At 42.9% G+C, this 23,036-nt stretch carries 21 protein-coding genes and 1 pseudogene; 6 read left to right on the forward strand and 16 right to left on the reverse strand.

All coding sequences use genetic code 11. The features are described 5' to 3' along the window. Positions 1–424: 424 nt before the first annotated feature. From ACEYW6_RS24270 to ACEYW6_RS24285, 4 genes are all read right to left on the reverse strand, one after another. A complete protein-coding gene (locus ACEYW6_RS24270; protein ID WP_412981769.1) occupies positions 425–769 on the reverse strand; it encodes a DUF760 domain-containing protein in 345 nt (114 codons plus the stop codon). 258 nt (positions 770–1,027) lie between these two features. Then, the gene (locus ACEYW6_RS24275) at positions 1,028–1,984 is read right to left on the reverse strand and encodes an RNA polymerase sigma factor, RpoD/SigA family (RefSeq protein WP_190894756.1); all 957 of its coding nucleotides are present in this window, start codon (positions 1,982–1,984) and stop codon (positions 1,028–1,030) included. A 570-nt stretch (positions 1,985–2,554) separates the two neighbouring features. Continuing rightward, a complete protein-coding gene (carB, locus tag ACEYW6_RS24280) occupies positions 2,555–5,821 on the reverse strand; it encodes a carbamoyl-phosphate synthase large subunit (protein ID WP_412981770.1) in 3,267 nt (1,088 codons plus the stop codon). 566 nt (positions 5,822–6,387) lie between these two features. Beyond that, entirely contained in the window at positions 6,388–6,942 is a 555-nt protein-coding gene (locus ACEYW6_RS24285; protein ID WP_163934571.1) for a Dps family protein, read from the reverse strand. A 442-nt stretch (positions 6,943–7,384) separates the two neighbouring features. On the opposite strand from ACEYW6_RS24285, the gene ACEYW6_RS24290 reads away from it, so the two are divergent. The 3 genes from ACEYW6_RS24290 (at position 7,385) to ACEYW6_RS24300 (ending at position 8,972) form a co-directional block, all read left to right on the forward strand. Then, positions 7,385–7,642 carry an Asr1405/Asl0597 family protein gene (locus ACEYW6_RS24290; RefSeq protein WP_412981771.1) on the forward strand — a complete coding sequence of 86 codons (258 nt, stop codon included), beginning with the start codon at positions 7,385–7,387 and terminating at the stop codon, positions 7,640–7,642. 63 nt (positions 7,643–7,705) lie between these two features. After that, on the forward strand, positions 7,706–8,362 hold the full coding sequence (locus ACEYW6_RS24295; protein ID WP_412981772.1) for a (2Fe-2S) ferredoxin domain-containing protein: 657 nt from the start codon (positions 7,706–7,708) through the stop codon (positions 8,360–8,362). Between the two features lie 364 nt (positions 8,363–8,726). Then, entirely contained in the window at positions 8,727–8,972 is a 246-nt protein-coding gene (locus tag ACEYW6_RS24300) for a toxin-antitoxin system HicB family antitoxin (RefSeq protein ID WP_412981773.1), read from the forward strand. Between the two features lie 82 nt (positions 8,973–9,054). Here ACEYW6_RS24300 and ACEYW6_RS24305 read toward each other — a convergent pair whose 3' ends face one another. The 8 genes and pseudogenes from ACEYW6_RS24305 to ACEYW6_RS24340 form a co-directional block, all read right to left on the reverse strand. Further along, positions 9,055–9,321 carry a type II toxin-antitoxin system RelE family toxin gene (locus ACEYW6_RS24305; protein ID WP_412981774.1) on the reverse strand — a complete coding sequence of 89 codons (267 nt, stop codon included), beginning with the start codon at positions 9,319–9,321 and terminating at the stop codon, positions 9,055–9,057. Then, positions 9,318–9,557: a hypothetical protein gene (locus ACEYW6_RS24310; protein ID WP_412981775.1), complete on the reverse strand. Its 240-nt coding sequence runs from the start codon at positions 9,555–9,557 to the stop codon at positions 9,318–9,320. The genes ACEYW6_RS24305 and ACEYW6_RS24310 overlap by 4 nt, the downstream gene beginning before the upstream one ends. Positions 9,558–9,710: 153 nt before the next feature. Next, positions 9,711–12,302 carry a tetratricopeptide repeat protein gene (locus tag ACEYW6_RS24315; RefSeq protein WP_412981776.1) on the reverse strand — a complete coding sequence of 864 codons (2,592 nt, stop codon included), beginning with the start codon at positions 12,300–12,302 and terminating at the stop codon, positions 9,711–9,713. A 771-nt stretch (positions 12,303–13,073) separates the two neighbouring features. Beyond that, a complete protein-coding gene (locus ACEYW6_RS24320; protein WP_163934555.1) occupies positions 13,074–13,547 on the reverse strand; it encodes a hypothetical protein in 474 nt (157 codons plus the stop codon). 157 nt (positions 13,548–13,704) lie between these two features. Next, positions 13,705–13,962 carry a type II toxin-antitoxin system RelE/ParE family toxin gene (locus ACEYW6_RS24325; RefSeq protein WP_412981798.1) on the reverse strand — a complete coding sequence of 86 codons (258 nt, stop codon included), beginning with the start codon at positions 13,960–13,962 and terminating at the stop codon, positions 13,705–13,707. Between the two features lie 50 nt (positions 13,963–14,012). After that, positions 14,013–14,273, reverse strand: coding sequence for a type II toxin-antitoxin system ParD family antitoxin (locus ACEYW6_RS24330; RefSeq protein WP_412981777.1), 261 nt, complete (start codon positions 14,271–14,273; stop codon positions 14,013–14,015). Between the two features lie 44 nt (positions 14,274–14,317). Further along, a pseudogene (locus tag ACEYW6_RS24335) lies at positions 14,318–14,824 on the reverse strand (RidA family protein); the annotation flags it as partial. 107 nt (positions 14,825–14,931) lie between these two features. Next, the gene (locus tag ACEYW6_RS24340) at positions 14,932–15,363 is read right to left on the reverse strand and encodes an NUDIX domain-containing protein (RefSeq protein WP_412981778.1); all 432 of its coding nucleotides are present in this window, start codon (positions 15,361–15,363) and stop codon (positions 14,932–14,934) included. Positions 15,364–15,536: 173 nt separating this feature from the next. On the opposite strand from ACEYW6_RS24340, the gene malQ reads away from it, so the two are divergent. Further along, on the forward strand, positions 15,537–17,045 hold the full coding sequence (gene malQ / locus ACEYW6_RS24345) for a 4-alpha-glucanotransferase (RefSeq protein WP_412981779.1): 1,509 nt from the start codon (positions 15,537–15,539) through the stop codon (positions 17,043–17,045). 134 nt (positions 17,046–17,179) lie between these two features. On the opposite strand, the gene ACEYW6_RS24350 is transcribed toward malQ, so the two are convergent. Next, positions 17,180–17,995 (reverse strand): helix-turn-helix domain-containing protein, encoded by an 816-nt coding sequence (locus ACEYW6_RS24350; protein ID WP_412981780.1) that lies wholly within the window; start codon positions 17,993–17,995, stop codon positions 17,180–17,182. A gap of 29 nt (positions 17,996–18,024) precedes the next feature. Then, positions 18,025–18,783, reverse strand: coding sequence for a pseudouridine synthase (locus ACEYW6_RS24355; protein ID WP_190894746.1), 759 nt, complete (start codon positions 18,781–18,783; stop codon positions 18,025–18,027). A 134-nt stretch (positions 18,784–18,917) separates the two neighbouring features. Between ACEYW6_RS24355 and ACEYW6_RS24360 the strand changes: the two genes are divergently transcribed. Further along, entirely contained in the window at positions 18,918–19,631 is a 714-nt protein-coding gene (locus tag ACEYW6_RS24360) for a DUF2993 domain-containing protein (RefSeq protein ID WP_412981781.1), read from the forward strand. Positions 19,632–19,887: 256 nt separating this feature from the next. Here ACEYW6_RS24360 and ACEYW6_RS24365 read toward each other — a convergent pair whose 3' ends face one another. Next, positions 19,888–20,769, reverse strand: coding sequence for a phosphatidate cytidylyltransferase (locus tag ACEYW6_RS24365; RefSeq protein WP_196511660.1), 882 nt, complete (start codon positions 20,767–20,769; stop codon positions 19,888–19,890). Between the two features lie 121 nt (positions 20,770–20,890). Next, a complete protein-coding gene (cbiT, locus tag ACEYW6_RS24370) occupies positions 20,891–21,493 on the reverse strand; it encodes a precorrin-6Y C5,15-methyltransferase subunit CbiT (protein WP_190894743.1) in 603 nt (200 codons plus the stop codon). A gap of 94 nt (positions 21,494–21,587) precedes the next feature. Here cbiT and ACEYW6_RS24375 point away from each other — a divergent pair, with 94 nt between their 5' ends. Further along, positions 21,588–22,988 (forward strand): serine/threonine protein kinase, encoded by a 1,401-nt coding sequence (locus ACEYW6_RS24375; protein WP_412981782.1) that lies wholly within the window; start codon positions 21,588–21,590, stop codon positions 22,986–22,988. Positions 22,989–23,036 lie beyond the last annotated feature (48 nt).

The raw sequence follows: 23,036 nt of genomic DNA on the forward strand, positions 1-23,036 counted from the left end.
GAGTAATAACTAATGATTAATAACAAAACTCGGCAGACTAGTTTTAACTCTGCCGAGTTTAGATTTATTGCAAAGGCCGTCTACCGCTATTAGTTTCTCCACAAATATGTATTAATCATTTAGCAATAAGCCTCTAGTTGTAACTAATCAACAAATTACATAAGTCCATAGGTTACCACATTCAAAACTTTTGTGCTCCTCTGCGATAATCTTTGTGCTCCTATCCTGCGGGAAGGCGAATTGCCTATGCGTTTAAATTTGAATTTTAATTCGTCACTGCTTTAGATTTTAAAAAATTTTAGCTGATGCATGATTGGAAATTAGGGGCAAAGATTTCGCAGAGGCTTATTTTCACTTAGTATCGTTGTGACTGTGACTAGCTATCAGCCCAACAAGAATATTGAATTTCCCAAATTTTATATTTCTAGTCAATTTGGTTATTGTTGGTTTCAGTCCCTTGTAGGGCGATTTCAAAATTCATTCTCTGTTCAGCGTTACGCAAGAAATAACCACTAATCATAGCAGAAGCAAGAAGCCGACCCAGACTTTCTCGACTGGTGGTTACAGTAACGCCAAAGTGTTCTGAAGGTAGGTTTCCCAATAGTCCTGTAATATTCCGTTCCATCACCTGAAAAACTTCAGTAGATGCAGGTTTGGATAGTTGGGTAACTGTCTCTGGACTCAAGGATTTAACGTACTGCCATAGTAAATCGCTAGTTTCTGATTCGCTATTGAAAAATTCTGAGACACGATTGGATGGATTACTCATTTTTTAGCTCCTTAACTACCACTGCTGGCTGCGGTGCTTGTGATTTGAACTTGTGATTTAAATATGAAATGCCTGTTTTGGATTAGACTTAGCTAGTTATCTTGTCTTCCTGTCAACTAATGTAACAGCCTAGCTTTCTGATGGAAGTAGGCGTAACCGTACCAAAGTCAGCGTATTTTCTCACCCTAATAAATAAAGTTAGGAGTGAGGAGTTTTTAATTACCTCCTCACTCCTAACTTTTAACTCCTAACTTTCTTCTAACTTGCCAAATACTCATCCATGTTGGCTTTAGACTTGCGAAGCTTGGTTAAGGCTTCCCGCTCAATTTGCCGAACTCGTTCCCGGCTGATGTTTAGGATTTCACCAATTCTAGCTAGCGTTAGGGCTTGTCCATCAGTTAAGCCAAAACGCAATGTGATCACTTCCCTTTGTTGTGGCGTGAGATCACCCATCAGGCGATCTAAGTCATAAGATAGGGAAGATTGCATGACAAACTCCTCTGGAGATGCTCCTGGATCTTCCAGCATTTCTCCCAGTTCAGTGTCGTAATTATCACCTAGCCGCAAATCCAAGGAAAGGGGCAAACGCGCCTTTTCTAGATATTCTCGTACTTGTTTGGGGGTCAATTCTAATTCTTCAGCTAGCTCACCAGCTGTAGGAGCGCGTCCCAACTTTTGAGACAATTGGCGCTGTGCCTTTTTAATTTTATTTAATTTTTCAGTAATATGGATAGGCAGCCGAATGGTGCGGGCTTTTTCGGCTATAGCACGGGTGATAGCTTGGCGAATCCACCAATAGGCATAGGTAGAAAATCTATACCCTTTGGTAGGGTCAAACTTTTCTACGCCCCGTTGCATACCAATACTACCTTCTTGGATCAAGTCCAGTAAATCGACGTTGCGCTTTATGTACTTTTTAGCAACGGAGACTACCAGCCGCAAATTGGCTTCTACCATCTTACGCTTGGCAATCTCACCATCAGCGATCGCTTCATTCAACTCTGCTGGTTCTAACTTTGTCGCTTCGGCCCACTCTTCTAGAGTCGGTTGACGACCTAACTGGGTGGCAAGAGATTCCCTTGATTCGTGCAAGGTGCAGGAACGTTGCACCTGCTTACCATAGAAAATCTCTTCCTCGTGGGTTAAGAGTGGCACACGGCCAATCTCACGCAGGTAAGTCCGCACGAGGTCTGTGGCTGTCTGAGCGGTCTTCATGGCGCTACTCTTTGGTAATGATGGGTTTGGCGGTAGGGTCATTAAGGTATAGATGCTTTGTTAGGGTACTAGCCAGTCAGACTGGGAACCCATGCTATGGTTTGCAACTTACGCGCCCGAGAAACTCGGCTGCTCATAATAATCAAATTTAGGCTTCTTAACTGCTAAAAGTTACAGTTATTTCCTACTTTTCACAAGTATCTACAGTTAGATAAAAGGTAGCTTCTTAAACATTTTTCTATTGGAGCCTTATTAACAATTGTAACATTTATGAGAATATTTTGGCTATATGGCGACATTAAATTTCCTGGTTGTTCCAGTTCATACAATATCTACCTCTCTCTCAAGGCTGACTAGTAAGTCAATTTAAGAAATTATCTGGTTAACATAAGCTTCCTCATATTTGTTAAAATATCTCTAATGAGAACTATAGTCATTCTCTTATAACAATTACTTAATTTTTGCTGGGAATGGGGACTAGGGACTGGTGATTGGGAATTGGGCATTGGATATTAGGTATTGAGTATTTCAAAAACTTTTTTCTAGTCCCCAGTCCCCACTCCCCACTCCCTACTCCCTCGCAATCGGGCAGTACTCTTGAATGGTTTTTACATCCAAAGTCGTATTTTGTAAAGAACGGATGGCGGCAACGGTAGCTTTTGCGCCAGCAATGGTAGTAATGATGGGAATTTTGTAAGCTAAGGCTGTGCGGCGGATTAACCTAGCATCAGTCTGGGCTTCTTCCCCGGAAGGAGTGTTGATAATAAGTTGGATTTTCTGGTTTTTGATTGCATCTAGGACGTGGGGACGACCTTCGTGGAGTTTTAACACTAATTCAACATTTAACCCTTGTTCGAGAAGAACTTTGCGTGTACCAAGGGTAGCCATCACTGTAAAGCCCAAATCGATAAATTCCTTCACCACAGCACCGGCGGCAGCTTTATCGCGATCGCTCATTGATACAAATACAGTTCCCGTCAGTGGTAAACGCTCTCCAGCACCCAATTCTGCTTTGGCAAAGGCACGGCCAAAGTCACTGTCAATCCCCATCACCTCACCAGTAGAGCGCATTTCTGGGCCCAATATTGTATCAGTTCCAGGGAATTTATTAAAGGGTAATACAGCTTCTTTTACAGCAATATGTGTGGGAATGACTTCCTCGGTGAAGCCTAGCTCCTCTAAGGTTTTACCCGACATAATTAAGGATGCTAATTTTGCCAATTGTACACCCGTTGCTTTAGATACAAAAGGCACTGTACGGGAGGCGCGGGGGTTAGCTTCCAGAATGTAAACTTGGGGAGAATAACTGCTTGCACCCACTACGGCAAATTGGATATTCATCAACCCCACGACTGACAGTGCTTGTGCTAGCTGCACCGTCCAAGTGCGAATTTGATTGAGAACTGCTGGTGAAAGGGAAATAGAAGGTAAAGAACAAGCTGAATCTCCTGAGTGAATTCCTGCTTGCTCAATGTGTTCCATAATGCCACCAATCACTACCCGCCCTGTATGATCGGCGATCGCATCTACATCGACTTCAATCGCATTTTCCAAAAACTTATCAATCAAAATCGGATGTTCTGGTTCCACTAATACCGCAAAGGTCATGTAGCGTTCCAACTCAGCATCGGAATAAACGATTTCCATCGCTCGTCCCCCCAACACATAGCTGGGACGCACCACCACCGGATAACCAATGCGTTTGGCAACAATCAGCGCATCTTCGTAACTCCGCGCAATACCATTAGGCGGTTGGGCAATATTCAACTGTTGGAGAATCTTTTCAAACCGCTCCCGGTTTTCTGCCATGTCAATGGAATCTGGCGATGTACCCCAAATTTTAGTGATCAGTCCTGATGTGTCATTGTTAAGAAACTCTTGTAATGGGATAGCCAACTTTAGCGGTGTTTGTCCGCCAAACTGGATAATTACCCCCACTGGATTTTCAGTTTCGATGATGTTAAGGACATCTTCTTTTGTTAAAGGCTCAAAGTAAAGGCGATCGCTGGTATCGTAATCTGTCGAAACTGTCTCTGGGTTAGAGTTGACCATAATCGTCTCATACCCCGCTTTCTTCAAGGCATAGGCGGCGTGACAACAACAATAATCAAACTCAATTCCCTGCCCAATCCGGTTGGGTCCACCACCCAAAATCAACACTTTTGGCTTGGTTGCGGGCATTACCTCTGTTTCTTCTTCGTAGGCAGAATAATAGTAGGGAGTAAAGGCTTCAAACTCAGCGGCGCAAGTATCTACGGTTTTGTAAACTGGGATGATTCCTAGTGACTTGCGGTAGGCGCGAACTTCATCTTCGGTGGTTTTGGTGGCATAAGCAATCTGGCGATCGCTATATCCATCCCGCTTCACTTCATAAAGTTGCTCTTTTGTCAATTGCTGCAAGGGTGTCCGCTTGAGGAATTTCTCGACATCTAGCAGTTGCTGAAATTTATCTAGAAACCACGGGTCAATACCAGTCAGTTCGTAGATTTCCTCAGCACTAATTCCTAGTTGCAAGGCATGGCGCACGGAGAAAATGCGATCGGGGTTAGGTGTTCGCAGTTGGGCGCGAATTTGTTCACCACTGGGTAATTTTTCGGCTTTGTCGCAACCCCAACCAGCGCGTCCAGTTTCGAGCGATCGCAGCGCCTTTTGGAAGGATTCGTTGAAAGTCCGCCCAATTGCCATTGCTTCCCCGACTGATTTCATTTGGGTTGTCAGCACTGGGTCGGAGCCGGGGAATTTTTCAAAGGCGAAGCGAGGGATTTTTGTTACCACATAGTCAATTGTTGGCTCAAAGGATGCGGGAGTTTTCTTGGTGATGTCATTTTTAATTTCATCCAGGGTGTAGCCCACAGCCAATTTTGCTGCCATTTTGGCGATGGGGAAACCCGTAGCTTTGGAAGACAAAGCCGAACTGCGAGAAACACGGGGGTTCATTTCAATTACAACTACATCTCCATTAACCGGATTGACGGCAAACTGGATATTAGAACCGCCAGTTTCCACACCTATCTCGCGGATGATTTTAATTGCCATATCCCGCAGCCTTTGATATTCTTTATCAGTGAGGGTTTGCGCGGGAGCGACGGTAATTGAGTCCCCGGTGTGAATGCCCATAGGGTCAAGGTTTTCGATGGAGCAGATAATCACTACGTTATCTGCCAAGTCACGCATCACTTCGAGTTCATATTCTTTCCAGCCGAGTAAAGACTGGTCAATGAGAATTTGCGAAACGGGGCTGGCATCTATACCTACCTGTGCCATTTCTTCAAATTCTTCTTGGTTGTAGGCAATACCACCGCCACTTCCACCCATTGTGAAAGCTGGACGAATAATTAGCGGATAAGTACCAATTTGGCGGGCAACAGCTTTGGCTTCTTCCAAAGTTTCGGCTGTGTCGCTGGGACACACAGCTACCCCAATCCTTGCCATTGCCTCACCAAAAAGTTTTCGATCTTCGGCTTTTTCGATGGCTGGTAGTTTAGCGCCGATTAACTCAACGCCGTACTTTTCCAACACCCCATTTTTCGCTAAAGCAACAGCGAGGTTGAGAGCGGTTTGTCCTCCCATCGTCGGTAGGAGAGCATCAGGGCGTTCTTTCTCAATGACTTTTTCGACCAATTCCGGAGTTAGCGGCTCAATGTAAGTGCGATCGGCCGTTTCCGGGTCGGTCATAATCGTTGCAGGGTTGGAGTTGACCAAAACCACTTCATAGCCTTCTTCTCGGAGCGCTTTGCAGGCTTGAGTGCCAGAGTAGTCAAACTCACAGGCTTGTCCAATCACAATTGGGCCAGAGCCTAACAGTAGAATCTTCCGGAGGTCATCACGGCGGGGCATAGTCGTTGCCTTGGAGTACGAGAATACAAATCCTGATTATTTTAAGGGTCTTTACCCCCTGTCGTGCTTTTTATTATTAAGTTTTCTAAGTTTGATGACAAAGGGGAGTGGGTAGAGACGCGATTAATCGCGTCTGTACAAAGTGGGGAGCAGGAGGAGCAGGGGGAGTAGGGAGGCAGGGGAAGAACTATTGATTATTGACCAATGCCTTATACCTAATGATTATTTTGTATTTCTAATTTTATTTAATTGCGATGCTAAAATTCTTAAGGTTTTTGCGAATCTTTATTATTTAATCTAATGAGATTTAGCAACAGATGGTGATTTATTCTGGCATATACTTTTCTGATGCTTGAATATTAATAAATTTTTCAACTAAAAATATTTATGAACTATCTAATTGCTAAATATTTTCAATATTAAATATTATGAAAATATGTTTACTTAGATTAAAAATGGCAGAGAGATAAGGATTCCATTCTCTGCCATTTTTTATAATATTTTAAGAGTTAGTGCTGCTAACTTTTTCTTTCAGTCTAGCTAGACAAATCTAGATTATGAGAGCTTTAGCTTTGAGCAGCTTGGACAAACCCTAAAGTTAAGCTGTCTTTAGCGAGGAAGTGAGACAAATGATAAGCACGTTCCTCAGTTTTCAACAAAATCTTTTCGTACAGATAGCGTGTGCCCCGATCGCCTAAACTCTCTGCCTGAGCAGCTTGGCGGCGAATTACGCCAAGAATAGCTTGTTCTGCGGCTAAGTCATTTTCTACCATTTGGCGAGAGGAATATACACCTTCAGATTCTTGCTCAAAACAGGTTAATTCTGCTAGTTTGCTGAAGGTAGCTACTGGCACACCACCTAGTCCATCCAAGCGTTCTCCAATTTCATGGATGTGGTCTTGTACTTGGTTGTAGCTTTCGTTAAAAAACTCATGCAGAGAGTAAAATTCTGAACCTTCAACTACAAAATGATGCTTTTGGTACTGCAAGTATAGTGCTTGGAAACTAGCTAATACAACGTTAAATCCTTCTGTAACTGGAGCAGTTACGCTGTGATCCAGCAACACAGGATTGTCATATACATTACCAAAATTACGTAACAAAGTTTGCGTTTCAGACATTGCGTTCCTCTCTTTTTAACAGTTATAGATTTTAACTGCTTATTCCTTACATATTAACATTTTAACAATAATAACAAGCCGATTCGCCATCACAAGATTTTGTATTTTTGCTTACTAAAAGTCTCAAGTTTCTTGTTTGCTAGATGATGCCACATTCATCAAGTTGCATAAAATTCTCATTATTATTGACATGTAAGCTTAAATGTGCATATTTCTCAACGGGAACAGGGAGAGAAAGTTTTATCTTGTCCTCTTTGCGTCCCTCATCCCCCTCTCAATATGGAATGGCTGCAAAAATTTGAATTTTTTTTCAAAGTTACTGAGAATTGTTTGCACTTAAGGTATGCTGGTTTTAAGAGGTTACACTCCTCAGACTCTCAAAAAGCAGAGAGTTAAATCGCGGTAGTTACTGCAAGTTTGTTGCACTTTGAGGGCAATTCTCTTGAAATCGTTTAGTTCAGAAATAGAAAGCAAGCACCTTGTAGAGGTGAATTGGGCAGACCGCTGGCAAGTCTATCAACGCCTAAAGGAATTAGATATTCCCTGTAGTTGTACGGCTAACCAGCCCTTAAAAGTTGAAATTGGCTCTCCTATGGCAGCTATTCAACTTTGGAGTGTGATCCGGCGATTAGCAGCCTCCCGTCAAGACCAGATTTGGACTCTTGAGTGTTGCTGGCAAAGTCGCTACCAACAGTTCTAATCTTTAGCTGTTGCTGAGAATATCTCGCTTGATAGCTTGTATTAGTTAAAAGGAGGTTAAAAAATGGGCGCATCTCACAATATGGAAGTATCAGAATTTTGCCTTGAGGGCAGATTTATAGATTTTGTTATTAAAGATGGCTATAAGCTGAAAGGTTTACTGCTGGGTACTCATGAGGGTGAATGCTACGTTAAACTGGCTAAACATTTACGGGCGGCTTTTGACTTGCGGCTACCAGCAGGTACTTGGTTACAAGTTGTTGGTTATAAAGAACACGATATAAAAAAAGACAAAGTTACACTGAAGGCTGAACGTGTGATGGCGGCGCGTTCTGAAATGGCGACAGTTCAAACTATCGCTGCACCACAAGAACCCCCATCGATTGATAATGTCAAGGTAAAACCAGCTAAGACTAAAGCCACGATTTTGGTGTGTCAAAAGTCTGATTGTATGAAACGCGGTGGTAAAGGAGTTTGTCAGGCGTTAGAGGCGGCTTTAAGCGATCGCGGTTTAGAAGACCAAGTTACAATCAAGGGCACTGGTTGCATGAAAAACTGTAAAGCTGGGCCTAATCTAGTAATGCCAGATAAAACGCGCCATAGCCGAATTCAAGCCTCACAAGTCCCGGCGTTAATGGATAAGCATTTTGGTGAAAAGAGTTTGTCAGTACAGCCTGAGAATTTAAGGGAAGTGGTGATATCTAATGGCAAGCCTTGCTGAGGTAAGTAGGTAAGCATGAATAAACTTAACTATGCAATCAAATGTAACCTCGCTGAAATCTTAGTGATTGCTTCTCTACCAGAGACTCCGCGTAGCTTACTTCTTTGCAGGAGTACGTTTTACTCGCAATGACGTACTTATGGATTTTCCCACCCACCTATTTAGTGAAACCTTGACATTTTAATGAGAAAGCTTAATAATATCTTCTCAAGTGTGTTCCATTAATACTCGGCATTAGACTTTTGCCTAGTATTTGCAAGAGTTTTGAATTAAGCGATCGCCTACAATTTGTCATGAGCAAGGCAAAGTAGTAGTTGCGATCGCTTAATGTTTGTAGGCAATTGGGTTTAGCGATCGCATTGTCATGAGCAACCTCAGCATTCAGCTTCCTGACTCTTTGTACAAAAGTTTGCAGGAACTTGCCAAACAAGACGGGATTTCTATCTGTCAGTTTGTGGCGACAGCAGTTGCGGAGAAAATCGCTGCACTCACAACTGAAATTTATCTAGGGGAGTTAGCAAAGCGAAGCAGTCGAGAAAAATACAACGCAGTTTTAGCGAAAGTACCAGATATTGAACCGGAATCTTGCGATCGCTTACCCACAGCTTAACAACACAGTGCAGGGTCTTCACCTTCAGGGGTAATAATACTATTTGTTTACTCTCTGGCGGTAGTTGCTTGACGGACTTGTGCTAACTTTCATCTTTATAAATATCGCTACGATGTCCTACTTTAATTACAGTTACTATCAAAACATCATCAACTACTTCATAAATAATTCGATAATCTCCTACTCGAAAACGATAGTAATTATCATCACCTTGTAATTTTTTTACCCCATTTGGACGAGGTTCTATTGCCAAGTCGTTGATTTTAGTTTGTATGCGCTCTTGTACGTCTAGAGGTAGTTTCCGAAACTGCCTTTTCGCACCCTTGGAAAATTTCACTTCGTAGCTCACGCAACATTCTTGTTTATTTCGTTTCTTATTTCGTTTTGAATTTCATCCCAAGACACAGTGCCATTAATGCGTATATCTTCTCTAGCTTCTTTAATGGCTTTTAAGTCTTCTTCATCTTCTACATCATCGATTCTTTTTAAGAGTGCGTGAATTTCATCTAAAGTACTGTCATAAGCTTGATGTAACAGTACGTTGATATCTTTAATTAACTGTTCTCTTTCGTGTGCTGATTTCATCTTTAATCGTCCAAGCGTGGGTTTACTTTTTTTAGATTCTTATTTCAGGTATCAAGAGATTTGACTAGCGATGCCTGCGGTGGGCTACGCCTACAGCCTCTCATTAGAAGGACACACTTGTAAAAGCGATCACTTCACAATTCCTAGTGAAAATTACATAACCTCAGTTAGAGAAGACTGCAACAACTGTCGCATGGATGTAGCCTGCACATGGTTAGGGAACACAGCTAAAAAGTCATTCAGGTCTTGGACTGCTATACGGATACGCTCTAAGGAAGCACCTTGAGATATGGTATGCCGATATAACTGCTCTGCTGGTTGATTATATTGAGCAGCCAAATAATAAAGAGCTAAGTTAAAGCTATTACGCCAGTTTTTAGAATCTTTTTCGTAATACTCTTTAGCAAGCTTCATAGCAAGCACCAAGTCAGCCCGTGCTTTGTCTGGTTGGTTAAGGGCTAGGTAAGTTAAAGCTCGCTCATACAAATACCAATCATCTTGGTAATTTCGGCTAAGTACAATAGCGTGGTCTAAATATTGCGGTGCTTCATGGTAGCGCTGCATTCGTTGGTAAATAAAACCCCTAAATCCCGTGGCTGGTGTCCATTGGAAATTGCCGTCAAGTTCAATGGCACGGTTAAAGTCTTCCAATGCCTCATTATAGAGTTGCATATAGCGATAAGTATCACCTCTACTGCCGATCGCCCATTGATAATTCGGGTCAATTTTAATGGCGCGGTTTAAGTCTTGCAGTGATTCTGGGTAACGCTGCATAAAGCGGTAAGTTACACCTCTATGTGCTAGCGCCCATTGGTCATTAGGGTCAATTTTAATGGCGCGGTTTAAGTCTTGCAGTGCTTCTTGGTAGCGTTTCATTAGGCGGTAAGCAATACCCCGATTGGCGATCGCCCATTGATAATTTGGGTTAAGCTCAATAACACGGTTAAAGTCTAGTAGTGCTTCTTGGTAGCGCTGCATTTGGCAGTAAGTCATACCTCGAACTGTTAAATACTCAACTTCTTCAGGCACTAACTTTATCGCCTGGGTTAAATCTTCCAAAGCTTTTGAGTATTGATTAGATAGAGAGTAAATATAACTACGCCAATCTAACGCTACTGCACGCCATTTGTCCTCAAGACGAATATCGCTCAAGAGTGTTGTGAGCATTTCAGCCGCAGCTTCATAACGTTTGTCTTCATAAGCTTTTAACCAATTGGCTAGTTGCTCACCCCAACGTTGAACTTCAGCATAATCCACATCTTTACCAGCCTGAAGCATTGTTGCTGCCCAAAATTGGGCAAAAGTTAGTTGATTTTTGAGAGCAGCAAGAAATTCATTGAGAGCTATAGGTAAGTACTTTTGTGGTGATTGGCATAAGCGGTGATACAAAACATTGAGCTTATGGCTTTGCCAAGTTTGATCTCGCCAAGTTTTTACTTGCTCTAATTGCAATTCGTTACCTAGCGTATCGTAATAGTCTGCCAACTTACTATGTATCTCAGCCCAACCTTGGGGCGATGAAAGACGCTTGTGGCGTAACATTTGGGTTTTAACCACATCATGATAAGCCCAGCCGTCGGTACGTTCGTTGACAAAGGATGTTTCTTTGAGCCAAGCAAACAGTTCATCTGCTTCTTTTTCTCCTCTTAACTTGGCTATAACATCCCGATTCAAACACCGAGGAATGGCCGCATCGAGAGCAACTTGCCGCCGCTTCGGGTCATCAATCCATTTTAAAAACCGTTCTACAGCACTACTGCTAGGTTCAAGTACTTGGTTGGGGTCATTGGGATGAGCATCTGCTAGCATTCCTACCAGCAGGGGCAAATTTCCAGAAAGTCGCAAAATCACTTCAATAATGCGATTGTCCGTAATGCCTTTGCGAGTTAGATATTCTTGGGCTTCTTCTTCTGTAAACGGTTCCAGAGGGAAACGAACTATTAACCCCTCGTAGGGTGCCCAATAATTTTTATCTAATTCATGCCGACCGGCGATGGTTATCAATATATTGAGAGATACTTCACCGTAGCGACCGTCCAAAATTTCCCGTAGCCAGTTATCTAGGAATTCTCCTGTGCGTTCATAGGTATCAAAAAACAGAACAACAGCAGTTTTCTCAGCAATTTTAAAAATATCTTGCAAAAATAACGGGGTCAGAACTTCTTCAGGCTCTTGAACTAAGCGCACCTCATCTTTATTGGTAATTTTTTTTGCAACGTATGATGCCCATTCTCCGGCTTGGGTAGCCAAAGCATTCTCATCTACAAAGTCAAATACAGCACCGCCAACAGGAACTCGACGCGCTAGACGCACACCAGTTTTAACTACAGTTTTGCCTACAAAAGCGGAAAACCCTTGAGGAGCTTCTGGATCTGTTTCTAGTTCTTGGCGCTTTTGGCGGTAAACTTTGTACCGTTCTGTAAACTGCGTTAGTTTGTGACCTTGCCGTTCTAACTCCTCAGCTAGACGACCCATGACTTCTGGTATAGTTTTTTCAGCTTCATCGATGTAAGCCGAAATGATTTTTGCTTCGTCAGCAATTTTACGAAACTGTCGCAGCAGAGTACTTTTACCAACTCCGCCTTGACCCCAAACGTTATACAGAAAACGACGGCGATCATCTTCTGGGGGTAATGCTAAATTTTGACGAAATTGGTTTACTTGGTCTTCACGACCCACAAAACCTGATTGCTGGCGCTGCTTAAGAATATCTTGTAGACTCTTGGGCTTGTTTTGTGGGTTCATTACAAGATTCAATTTAGAGATGCGAATGCTTACAGAATAACTACTAAATATACAAGGTGTATTTCTGAATTTACCAGACTTTTTCTATGTAATTTTTACGTGTAACCTTGATTTAATTTCAATGTTGACCTTCTGAGGCTCAATGTTGACCCTCTGAGGCTCGATGTTGACCTTCCGAGGCTTGATGTTGACCTTCCGAGGCTTGATGTTGACCTTCTGAGGCTTAACTTTGACCCTCTGAGGCTCGATGTTGACCTTCTGAGGCTCGATGTTGACCTTCCGAGGCTTGATGTTGACCTTCTGAGGCTCAACTTTGACCTTCTGAGGCTCAACTTTGACCCTCTGAGGCTCGATGTTGACCTTCTGAGGCTCGATGTTGACCTTCCGAGGCTTGATGTTGACCTTCTGAGGTTCGATGTTGACCTTCTGAGGCTCAACTTTGACCTTCTGAGGCTCAAAAATGCCCTGGCGACTTAACGCTTCTCAATGGAGTCCAATACAGACCTAACCCCCAGCCCCTTCCCTACAAGGGAAGGGGAGTAAGATTCAAAGCCTCTCCCCTTGTAGGGGAGAGGTTTGGAGAGAGGTCAAAGTGTATTTTAGATAAACGAGATGCGCTATAAAAATCGCAACTACACAGACAAAACCTCTCTCCGCAAGTTTCAAAAATGTTTGAATATAAAACGCAAAAAGGGCATAAAATTGTTATGCCCCTACAAATGGCGTTTATTTTACCAAGTTGACAACTGGTATAATTGCCTGCTTCAAGTTTTAGCTAACTGGGACTTCGGATTGCTTTTTCTTAGAACGGCGGTTAAACCTGCGTCCCATCTCATCAATTACTGCATCTAAACCTGCGACATCACCGCTAGCTTTGGCGTAGCTATAAACTGCTAATGCTGCTGCATACGCTTCACTAGCAGCAGCTATACAGGTATCATCCACCAATTCTTGCAGTTGCGTTAGAGACAACAGCACCGGGTACAAGTCCTCATATATTTCCAAGTCCCGGCGCATTTCTTCTAAATCAAAGTAACGAGGCAAAAAGTTAGGGTTTTGTGTTGCCACTTCTAAAGCTTTGCTGACAAAAGCCCGACTTTTATCCCCCATCTTCAGCATTGTTCGCCGATCTTCAGGGGTCAAATCAATCAAAAACGGTAACTTTTCTCTAATTGTAGCGATCGCCTCCATTACTGCTTTCTTGTCTGCTGGGGCTAAACTGGCACTGATGCGATTTTCTGCCATTTTTAATACTCCTCTAGGGTACATAATTTCAGTATTCCCAAAGTTACAGAAGCGATCGCATTTGCTGAGAGGTAATTGACAGAGTTTTATCTGCACTTTACAGCAAGCCAAAAAACGTCTTGATATTTTCTCATCTCAGTTAACAAAATTTATGGCTTTACTCTTCATCCGACTCTGCAAATAAAGATTCTAAATCTTGACGACCGCTGACAACGCGCAAAATTTTAACCCCATCATCAATCACTTGGTAGAGAATGACATATCCATTTAGCGGTAAGCCACGTAATGAAGGTTTAATATGAGCATAGCTGCGTCCCATATTTGGAAACATCGCTAAATTTTGACATTTATTGTTAAACTCTCTAAATAGTTTTTCTCCTGCTTCTAGGTTGCGGATTAAAAAGTAATCAGAAATTTAATTTAAGTCGCGACTAGCAGATAGTGAAATGACATAGCGGCTCATTACTAAGCCTCACGCGCCTTTTGGAATTTTTCTAGTATCTGCATCACTACAGTTTCGCCATCTAAAACTTCCCCTCGTTCAATTTCAGCAATTGCAACATCAACTTTTTGCCGGGTTTCTTCCACCCATTGGACATACTCAGAATTTAATTTTTCTAGCAGATGAAATGCTACATCAATTACTTCATCTGCATTTGTAAATTTTCCACTAGCAATTTGGGCTTGGATAAATTGCTCATGTTCAGGTTTCAGTTCAATGTTCATGATTTATCTCTCTGAAATCACCTTTAGCAATGGTTCTATTTCCTCTAACCGCTAATCACAGCGATCGCATCAATTTCTACCAACACATCTTTAGGTAAGCGCGATACCTGCACACAAGCCCGCGCTGGGGCTGTATCTTCCGGAAAATATTTAGCATAAACGGCATTCACCGCCGCAAAATCATTCATATCAGCTAAAAATACTGTGGTTTTCACGACATCTTGGAAAGTCGCCCCGGCTGCGGTGAGGATGGCTTCAAGATTAGCTAATACCTGCTCAGTTTGCTTTTTGACATCATCAGTGTAGACGACATCACCAAGGTTGGGATCGATGGCAATTTGTCCAGCTATGAATAGAAATTGACCTGAAGCTGCGATCGCTTGATTATAAGGGCCGACTGGAGCGGGTGCGTTATCAGTATTAATTACTTTACGGGTCATAGATATTACTTTCTCTAACGATGTTTCTTGCTTACCGATTTCCGCTTCAGCAGCGATCGGTTTGGAGACTTCTCCATCTGGCATTATCGCACTAGTCAGGTCAGCATCTCGACCGCACCCGTATTAGTGATAATGACTTAGGTATTGTTCTCCTCTCTTTCTTCTCTTCTCTACGAAAGGCTGCACCAACGAGACGAACCGCGAACGCGGTTCGTCCTCTACCCCAACCTCGGACGTATCCCATAATGCCGATATCGCCAATAATCTTGCAAAATGCGATCGTGGTCAAAACATAAATTACTAGGCACATGCCAAGACTCAAAAATTCCTACACCCTTAGCATCATCTCCAGCCACAGGTTCCCCCGTCGCTGTTGCCAAAAACACAATACTAATCGTATGCTGACGCGGATCGCGATTGGGATCAGAATACACCAGTAATTGTTCAACTAACTCCACCTGCAAACCCGTTTCTTCCTCAGCTTCCCGCCGGGCCGCCACTTCTACCGCTTCCCCATAATCCACAAAACCACCAGGAATAGCCCAACCTAAGGGTAGATTATGTCTTTCAATTAACACTATTGGCCGATGAGGTCGATCTACTAGTTCAATGATGATATCAACTGTCGGTGCAGGATTTCGGTAAGTCATAGTTATTAGTCATTGGTCATTAGTCATTGGTCATTAGTTAATCAACCAAAGACAAATGACAATCAAGATGAGTTTACTTGATTTATCCTGCAAATACTGTTCCGTGATAAATTCGATGCGATCGCGTAGCGTGTCCATCAGATAATTGCTCCCTCTCATAATTCAGGTTAAATATGCCTTTTCCTAGATCCAGTGGCATTTTGCTGCATCCTACTTCCTTTCCCAGTCGATTCGGCGTTGGAGATTTAGGCTTAGAAGCCTATCGCTTCATCGATTTTCTTAAAGAGAGCCATCAACAATATTGGCAAGTTTTACCCTTGGGCCCCACTGGATACGGTAATTCCCCCTATATGTGCTACTCGGCAATGGCAGGAAATCCCCTGCTAATTAGCCCAGAAAAACTGCGAGATGAGGGTTTGCTAACTGAAGAAGACTTCGCTAATTTACCAGGATTTCCCGTAGAAAAGGTAAACTTTGACCAAGTTATGCCGATTAAGATTGGGCTGCTGAAAAAAGCCTGTGAAAACTTTAGAGCAAATGCTACGGACATCCAGCAAAAAGAGTTTGCAGGTTTTTGCGACAGCAAAGCCTATTGGCTAGATAATTACGCCTTATTTATGGCGTTGAAAGATGCTAACGACAATGCAAGCTGGCATACATGGAAACCAGAATTTGTCAAGCGTGAACCCGAAGCCTTAGCTCAGGTAGAGCGTCGGCTCAATGGGGAGATTTTTTATTACAAGTTCATCCAATTTGAGTTTTTCCGGCAGTGGTCAGACCTGAAAAGCTACGCCAACATGCGCGGTATAGACATTATCGGCGATATCCCCATTTACGTAGCTCATGATAGTGCTGACGTGTGGGCACATCCCGACATCTTTTGCTTAGATGAAGAGACTGGAGTTGCTGCCCAAATGGCCGGAGTCCCACCAGATTACTTTAGCGCCACTGGTCAATTGTGGGGTAACCCGGTTTATAACTGGGAAGAATTGCAAAAACAAGACTTTAAATGGTGGGTACAGCGCTTTGAGGCAATGCTGGATTATGTAGATATAATTCGCATTGACCACTTCCGGGGCTTCGAGGCATATTGGTCAGTACCCCAAGGTGAAGAAACTGCCATGAATGGTAAATGGGTGGAAGCACCTGGTGATGCTTTTTTTGAAGTGATTAGGCAGAAGTTGGGCAAGCTACCGGTCTTGGCGGAAGATTTGGGAGTAATTACACCAGAGGTAGAAGCACTGCGAGATAAGTATGAATTTCCTGGGATGAAGGTTTTACAGTTTGCCTTTGGTTCTGATCCCGGTAATCCATTTTTACCATTCAATTACCCGCGAAATGCTGTAGTTTATACCGGCACTCACGATAATGACACAACTGTAGGCTGGTTTAATTCAGCCAGCGACTACGAAAAGCAAAATCTGTTGCTTTATTTAGGTTGTATTAGTCCTGAAGGCATCCATTGGGATTTAATTCGCCTAGCTTTGAGTTCCATAGCCAACCAAACGATTATTCCCTTGCAAGATATTTTGGGATTAGGAAACGAAGCGCGGATGAATTTTCCTAGTATTGCTGAGGGTAACTGGGGGTGGCGCTATCAAGGAGCAGCTTTGACACAAGAATTAGGCGATCGCTTGAAAGTTCTTACCAGACTTAATGGACGCGCTCCGCAAGCCCAGTGAAGAGTGGGGATATGAGGAAGGAGGGGGAGCAGGGGAAGACAAGGCAGACAAGACAGACAAGGCAGAGGGAGGAGTAAATGCCTCCTTGTCCTCCTTGTCTCGTTGTCCCCCTCATCCTCCTCATCTCCCTCATCTCAAAACTTAGGTTTAGCAGCCGCAATCCTAACTTCTTCCTCTTTCCCCGGTTCTCCCATTTCCTTGGCTTTCTCTTGATTGACGCTCATCAACACACCACCAGCATTATCAGTTTTCACTGTGAGTTGCTCTTGGGCTTTCCAAATCCGGTGAGTTCCTTCAGGCAGAATACCCTCAAACTCGGTTTTGCCATCGGCTACTACGCGAATCCAAGATGACGCTTTCAAAGTGACACCAATCTGTACAGCCTTTCCCTGTTGGACAGCGCTAAGGGTATTGCTAACCGGTTGAACCTCCACAGACTCTTTTAGTTGGGCTAGTTCTGGTTTAACAATGGACTTTTGTTTGAGGTATGGCTGGTTTTGGCTATTACTTGCTTGTAGTACCGCGTTATTTAATAACTGAGATAAGCCATTTACGGAGCATACAATTAGGAATATGTAAAGAAAGTAAAGGTGAATCGGACGTAGTTGATCAAGGGGTGAATTATTCCCCCTACCTGGAGGGTTCACTTGTGCAGAACTGATTGGAAAAGTGCCAGAAAATTCTACTCCATTCAAGCCTAGTGCATCGGCAAATTGCCTGATTAAACCCTGAATATAGACTGGTTCTGGCAGATCGTTTAAATTACCTTCTTCGATCGCCTGTAATAATCGCCGGGGAATCCTGGTCAATACAACCACTTGCTCTAGAGATAATCCCTGTTCTTGACGCAATGCCCAAAGTTGAGCGCCCATTTCTGCCAACTTTTCGGCTCGTTGTTGCTCTAATGAAAGTGATGGCTGGTGATTATTCTTCTTTCTTAGCCATTTCATGCCTGCTGACACTCCTTAACTCCACTGAATCAATAATTAGGTTGCGTTATCTGATCTTGCAAAAAGCGAATCTCGTGATCTTTGAGGGAACGATATTGACCCTCTTCCAACAAGGGTTCTTTGGGAGTTTGTAATTGAATTGGGCCGATAGCAGTCCGATGCAGCTTGATTACTGGGTATCCTAACTGTTGAGCTATACGGCGGATCTGGCGATTTCTTCCCTCCTGCAACACTATTTCTAAAAAGCTTTGCTCGGCTCGATGTTCTATTAGGTGTACCTTAGCGGCCCTGGTTTTTCTACCCTCCAACATCACACCTTGACGCCACATTTGCAGTACTGCTTCTGGAGGATGTCCTTTGACCAAAACACGATATGTTTTGGAAATACTGTGACGTGGATGGGTTAGTCCAAATGTCAGATTTCCGTCATTGGTAAGGATTAATGCTCCTGTAGAGTCTGCATCTAAACGCCCAACTGGGTGAATACCTGAACCCTCCCGTAATTCTTTCGGTAGTAGATCCAGGACTGTTGGTCTGCGGTGAGGGTCGTAGCAAGTCGAAACCACTCCCACTGGTTTATGTAGCAATAGATATATTAAAGCCGGACGCTGCTTTTCGGATACAGGTTTACCATCGATTGCGATCGCATCTTTTTGGGGATCAACTTTTTGACCTAAATGTGCCAACACCCCATTGATCCGCACTCGTGAGTGCCTAATCATTTCTTCGGCTTCACGACGTGAGGCGATACCCCATTGAGCGAGAATTTTTTGTAACCGTGCCTCCATGTGGAAATTGCTTATTTACTGTTAACAATTAAATGATATTTGTATTTTGTAGTGAGTAGGCATAAATGTTACATTTAAGACTTATTTAATTTATGTTCGGTTGTTGAACAAATACTCATAAACAGATTGGTTAAATGCCAGAGCAAAATTCCCAAACAACAAATGCAAATAAAATCCGCATAATTACGCAAGTACTCACAACAGCACTAAAGCTCTGGTTGAGAGCGCAAGTGAGCCAAATATCTGAATTAGAAGTGGAGATTAAAGCGAGCGATCGCCAAATCCTCTCTGGGCGTATCCCTTCGGTATCTATTTTTGCTACTCATGCAGTTTATCAAGGTCTCCTGATTACACAAATTAAATTAATAGCAGAAAATATTCGGATAAACATCGGCTCCGTACTCAAGGGAAAACCTCTGCGACTGTTAGAAACAGTACCAGTGGTTGGCGATTTGATCGTAGACGAGAAGGATCTCAATGCTTCTCTCTCATCTGACTTATTATCGACTGCTTTGAGCGATTTGCTGGTTAAGGTTTTACCAACACATTGCCCAAAGTCACAACCAATAAATTGGCAAGAAATTATCCTTGATAACAACCAAATTATACTGCGAGGTATGAGAGTAACCAATAGTGAAACAAGACCTCTAGAGATTTGTCTAAGCTCACAGTTACTCAGTGGACATGAGTTGCAACTGGCACATATAAAAATCAAGTCCAACCAGGGAGATATATTAGAGGACAATCATGAGTACAATCTGGATCTTGGCTCAGATGTCGATATTCAAGAACTAACGCTGATCCCAGGCAAGCTATTGTGTCGTGGGAGGATTAACGTTAATCCTTGAGGATTAGAAATTAAAAAATGCTAATAGATTATTTTAAATGATATAGCGGCTCTTAGGGGATGAGGAGGACAAGGGGACAATCCCTCGCTTCGTTTCTATTTCGCCTTGGAATAGAATTCTAAGGCGAAAGCTTAAGTTCTGGGCTGGATGTAGGTCAGTGCAATACTTTAACTGTTGCAAAAATGTGGGTAATGACAAGCCTTACAAGAGTTGGGAATGTTCTTCTTAGGTGTGTATTGAACTCAACTGAGAAGCTCTATAGTAGCGGCAACAGTAGTGTCACGAAATAATAAACCAAAGGAGCAGTGAAAATATAACTATCAGTACGGTCTAAAATACCACCGTGACCAGGGATTAATTGTCCAGAATCTTTGACCCCAGCATCCCGCTTGAGCATAGACTCGGTAAGATCCCCTAAAAGGCTAGCAATACCAATTAGTAAACCCAGTGCTAAACCAGTCAAGGGGGATCTGGGCAAATGTAGATAATAGGCTCCTGCTATGGCTACAGCAACACTTGAAGTAATACCAAAGACAGCACCTTCTACAGTTTTTTTCGGGCTAATCTCAGAAAGACGGGTTTTCCCAAAGAATTTGCCAATAGTGTAAGCACCGATATCCGCTGCCCAAATACACAAAAAAGTCAGCAGTGTTGCTGTAAAACCTTGTGGTAAAGAAGCAGAATTTGCCTTTTCCCAGAAATCTGTCCAGGTTGTGGGCCAGTAACCTCCAAAAGCGAGATTGCTAAAAGCAGCACTATCAATTGCTCTTAATCGCACCCAATAACTCGGCAAATAACCTACGTAAAATAGCCCCATAATAGAAGCGGAAACATCAGCAATCGTGGCAAATTTGGGCTGAAACAGCAGGTAAAAACAAATAAGTGTGCCAGCAACTGGCATCACAGCGTCAGCTAAACTGCCATCAAGGGTACAAATTGCCAGCAAAACTTGGCTGACAACCATAGTCGTTTTAGCGGCCGGAGCGATGCCTCTGGCTCGCACTAAATTAAAATATTCCTGTTGACCCAAAAAGATGATAACCGCAAAGATGATGGTAAAGTACCAACCCCCCAAAAGGGTTGCAGAAAGAGCAAGAGCGATCGCAACAATTCCACTAATAATCCGAGACCAAGGCATAGAAGTATTTGGGATTGGGTACTGGGGATTGGGTATTGGGTACTGGGGATTGGGTACTGGGTATTAGGTATTTGGAAAACTTTTTCCTAGTTCCTAGCCCCTAGTCCCCAGCCGCCAGTCCCTAGTCCAGTTTCTCACCACTGAGGATAAAAATGGGATCAACGGCGGTAAAGGTTTGAGAAAAGCCACGCGTCTCTAAGCGATTAACCGCAGACTGAACGACTTCGATATTTCTAGCCCTTAACAGAGAAAAACTCTGGGAAATAGCATACAGACTTTCTAGATTAGCAGCTGTGGCTACAACCCGACCGGATGGGGGTAAATAATGCCAAGCTGCTTGCAGAATTTCCTGAATGGGGCGTCCTCCTTCAATACAAACACGGTGAGGGGTGACCTTAAGATCGTGTAAACACTCTGGGGCGCTACCTTCAATTACTTCGACATTTTTAACCTCAAAGCGATCGCAGTTACGCTTGATTAGATTAGCTACTTCTTCATCCCTTTCTATAGCAATAATCTTTCCGTTTGGACACAATAGCCCCACTTCTACCGGAATTGTCCCCGTCCCTGCGCCAATGTCCCACAAAACAGAATCTGATTTTAGTCGCAGTTGGGCAATCAATAGTAGTCTGACTTCTCGCTGGCTCAGGGGAATTCCTGGCAAATGTTCAAACAATTCATCGGGAATACCAGGGGTAATATAAGGCCAAAGTTGGGAGGGCATAGAATTACGCAATTATACTAAAGATATCGATTTGCCAAATTGAAAAGCTCTAAGCTCTAAAAACTTTTCAAACGTAGCATTATAAGAAACCATAATGATTGGCGAAATATTAGGTGAGCGCTATGAAGTTCAGCAGCTACTAGGAAAAAAAGCAGGGCGGCGAACTTTGTTAGCTCGTGACTTGCAAACTCAGGAATTAGTCGTTATCAAGTTACTCTCTTTTGGCGGTGATTTTGAATGGGATGATTTAAAGCTGTTTGAGCGAGAAGCCGAAACCTTAAAAAACCTAGCACACCCCTTAATTCCTCGCTATTTAAACTATTTTGAGGTCAATTTACCAACCATCAAAGGTTTTGCCCTGGTACAAACTTATATCCCAGCAAAAACTTTAGAGCAATACTTACAAACTGGGCGAACTTTTACAGAAGCTGAAGTCAAACAGATAGCCAAAGCGCTTTTAGAGATTCTTATTTACCTACATGAGCTACATCCGCCTGTAATTCACCGTGATATTAAGCCTAGCAATATTTTATTAGGGGAGCGTTCTGGTAATAGTGTTGGTCAAGTTTATTTGGTAGATTTTGGCTCAGTGCAGACTGTCCTCGCCACCGAAACTGGAACAAGAACTGTGGTAGGAACCTATGGCTATATGCCACCAGAGCAATTTGGTGGACGCACTGTTGCAGCCTCTGACCTTTATAGTTTAGGCGCAACCTTAATTTATTTAATGACGGGTAATCACCCAGCCGATTTACCCCAAAAGGACTTTCGCATTCAGTTTGAACAAGCAGCTAATGTGAGTCCCAGTTTTAGCAATTGGCTAAAGTGGATGATTGAACCTAGCATAGAACGGCGTTTTAGTTCTGCAACCCAAGCGATCGCAGCTTTAGAAAAACCACAGTCGAAATTACCTGCTTTGGTTGTGAGCAAACCAGATGGGAGTAAGATTCAACTAACCAAAAATTGGGATTCTCTAGAAATTATCATTCCACCATCTGGTTTTGATGCATCAATAGTATTTACAGGTTTATTTGCGATCGTCTGGAATTCATTTATCCTGTTTTGGACGATTGGCGCTCTCTCAGCCCCTTTTCCTGCCAACATCCCCTTTGCCTTGTTCTCAGTTCCTTTTTGGGGTGCTGGCTTGATGATGGTGTATAAATTTTTATTTAATTTATTTGGACGCATCTGCTTACGCCTGAATCCAAAACAAATTGCCCTAAGCTGGGAGTTGTTTCGTTGGAAATTTGAGGGTCCCCGGCCATCGCCAAGGCAAAGTATTAATAAGTTGGTTTACATTCCAAAGCACTTTACTAAAGACTCTGAAGGCACTAGAGTTGCCGTTCCAGCACAATTATATATTTGCTCAGGAGTACAAAAATATCAGATTGGTGGAAACGATGGTGGCATTAAATCCGAAGTAGAACTGGAATGGTTAGCTCATGAATTAAGTGACTGGTTAGGTTTACCAATTATTAATCCAATGGGAAGTTAGTTGAGCAAGCGATCGCTCAAGAGGGTCGAGCGCTTCGCTTATCAATGG

The organism is Nostoc sp. UIC 10607, from assembly GCF_047228265.1.
Lineage (GTDB): Bacteria > Cyanobacteriota > Cyanobacteriia > Cyanobacteriales > Nostocaceae > Nostoc > Nostoc foliaceum_A.

Coding starts and splice junctions, on each gene's coding strand:
- ACEYW6_RS24270 (WP_412981769.1), bottom strand. CDS start 769: ATGAGTAATCCATCCAATCGTGTCTCAGAATTTTTCAATAGCGAATCA.
- ACEYW6_RS24275 (WP_190894756.1), bottom strand. CDS start 1,984: ATGAAGACCGCTCAGACAGCCACAGACCTCGTGCGGACTTACCTGCGT.
- carB (WP_412981770.1), bottom strand. CDS start 5,821: ATGCCCCGCCGTGATGACCTCCGGAAGATTCTACTGTTAGGCTCTGGC.
- ACEYW6_RS24285 (WP_163934571.1), bottom strand. CDS start 6,942: ATGTCTGAAACGCAAACTTTGTTACGTAATTTTGGTAATGTATATGAC.
- ACEYW6_RS24295 (WP_412981772.1), top strand. CDS start 7,706: ATGGGCGCATCTCACAATATGGAAGTATCAGAATTTTGCCTTGAGGGC.
- ACEYW6_RS24300 (WP_412981773.1), top strand. CDS start 8,727: ATGAGCAACCTCAGCATTCAGCTTCCTGACTCTTTGTACAAAAGTTTG.
- ACEYW6_RS24310 (WP_412981775.1), bottom strand. CDS start 9,557: ATGAAATCAGCACACGAAAGAGAACAGTTAATTAAAGATATCAACGTA.
- ACEYW6_RS24315 (WP_412981776.1), bottom strand. CDS start 12,302: ATGAACCCACAAAACAAGCCCAAGAGTCTACAAGATATTCTTAAGCAG.
- ACEYW6_RS24320 (WP_163934555.1), bottom strand. CDS start 13,547: ATGGCAGAAAATCGCATCAGTGCCAGTTTAGCCCCAGCAGACAAGAAA.
- ACEYW6_RS24330 (WP_412981777.1), bottom strand. CDS start 14,273: ATGAACATTGAACTGAAACCTGAACATGAGCAATTTATCCAAGCCCAA.
- ACEYW6_RS24340 (WP_412981778.1), bottom strand. CDS start 15,363: ATGACTTACCGAAATCCTGCACCGACAGTTGATATCATCATTGAACTA.
- malQ (WP_412981779.1), top strand. CDS start 15,537: ATGCCTTTTCCTAGATCCAGTGGCATTTTGCTGCATCCTACTTCCTTT.
- ACEYW6_RS24350 (WP_412981780.1), bottom strand. CDS start 17,995: ATGAAATGGCTAAGAAAGAAGAATAATCACCAGCCATCACTTTCATTA.
- ACEYW6_RS24355 (WP_190894746.1), bottom strand. CDS start 18,783: ATGGAGGCACGGTTACAAAAAATTCTCGCTCAATGGGGTATCGCCTCA.
- ACEYW6_RS24360 (WP_412981781.1), top strand. CDS start 18,918: ATGCCAGAGCAAAATTCCCAAACAACAAATGCAAATAAAATCCGCATA.
- ACEYW6_RS24365 (WP_196511660.1), bottom strand. CDS start 20,769: ATGCCTTGGTCTCGGATTATTAGTGGAATTGTTGCGATCGCTCTTGCT.
- cbiT (WP_190894743.1), bottom strand. CDS start 21,493: ATGCCCTCCCAACTTTGGCCTTATATTACCCCTGGTATTCCCGATGAA.
- ACEYW6_RS24375 (WP_412981782.1), top strand. CDS start 21,588: ATGATTGGCGAAATATTAGGTGAGCGCTATGAAGTTCAGCAGCTACTA.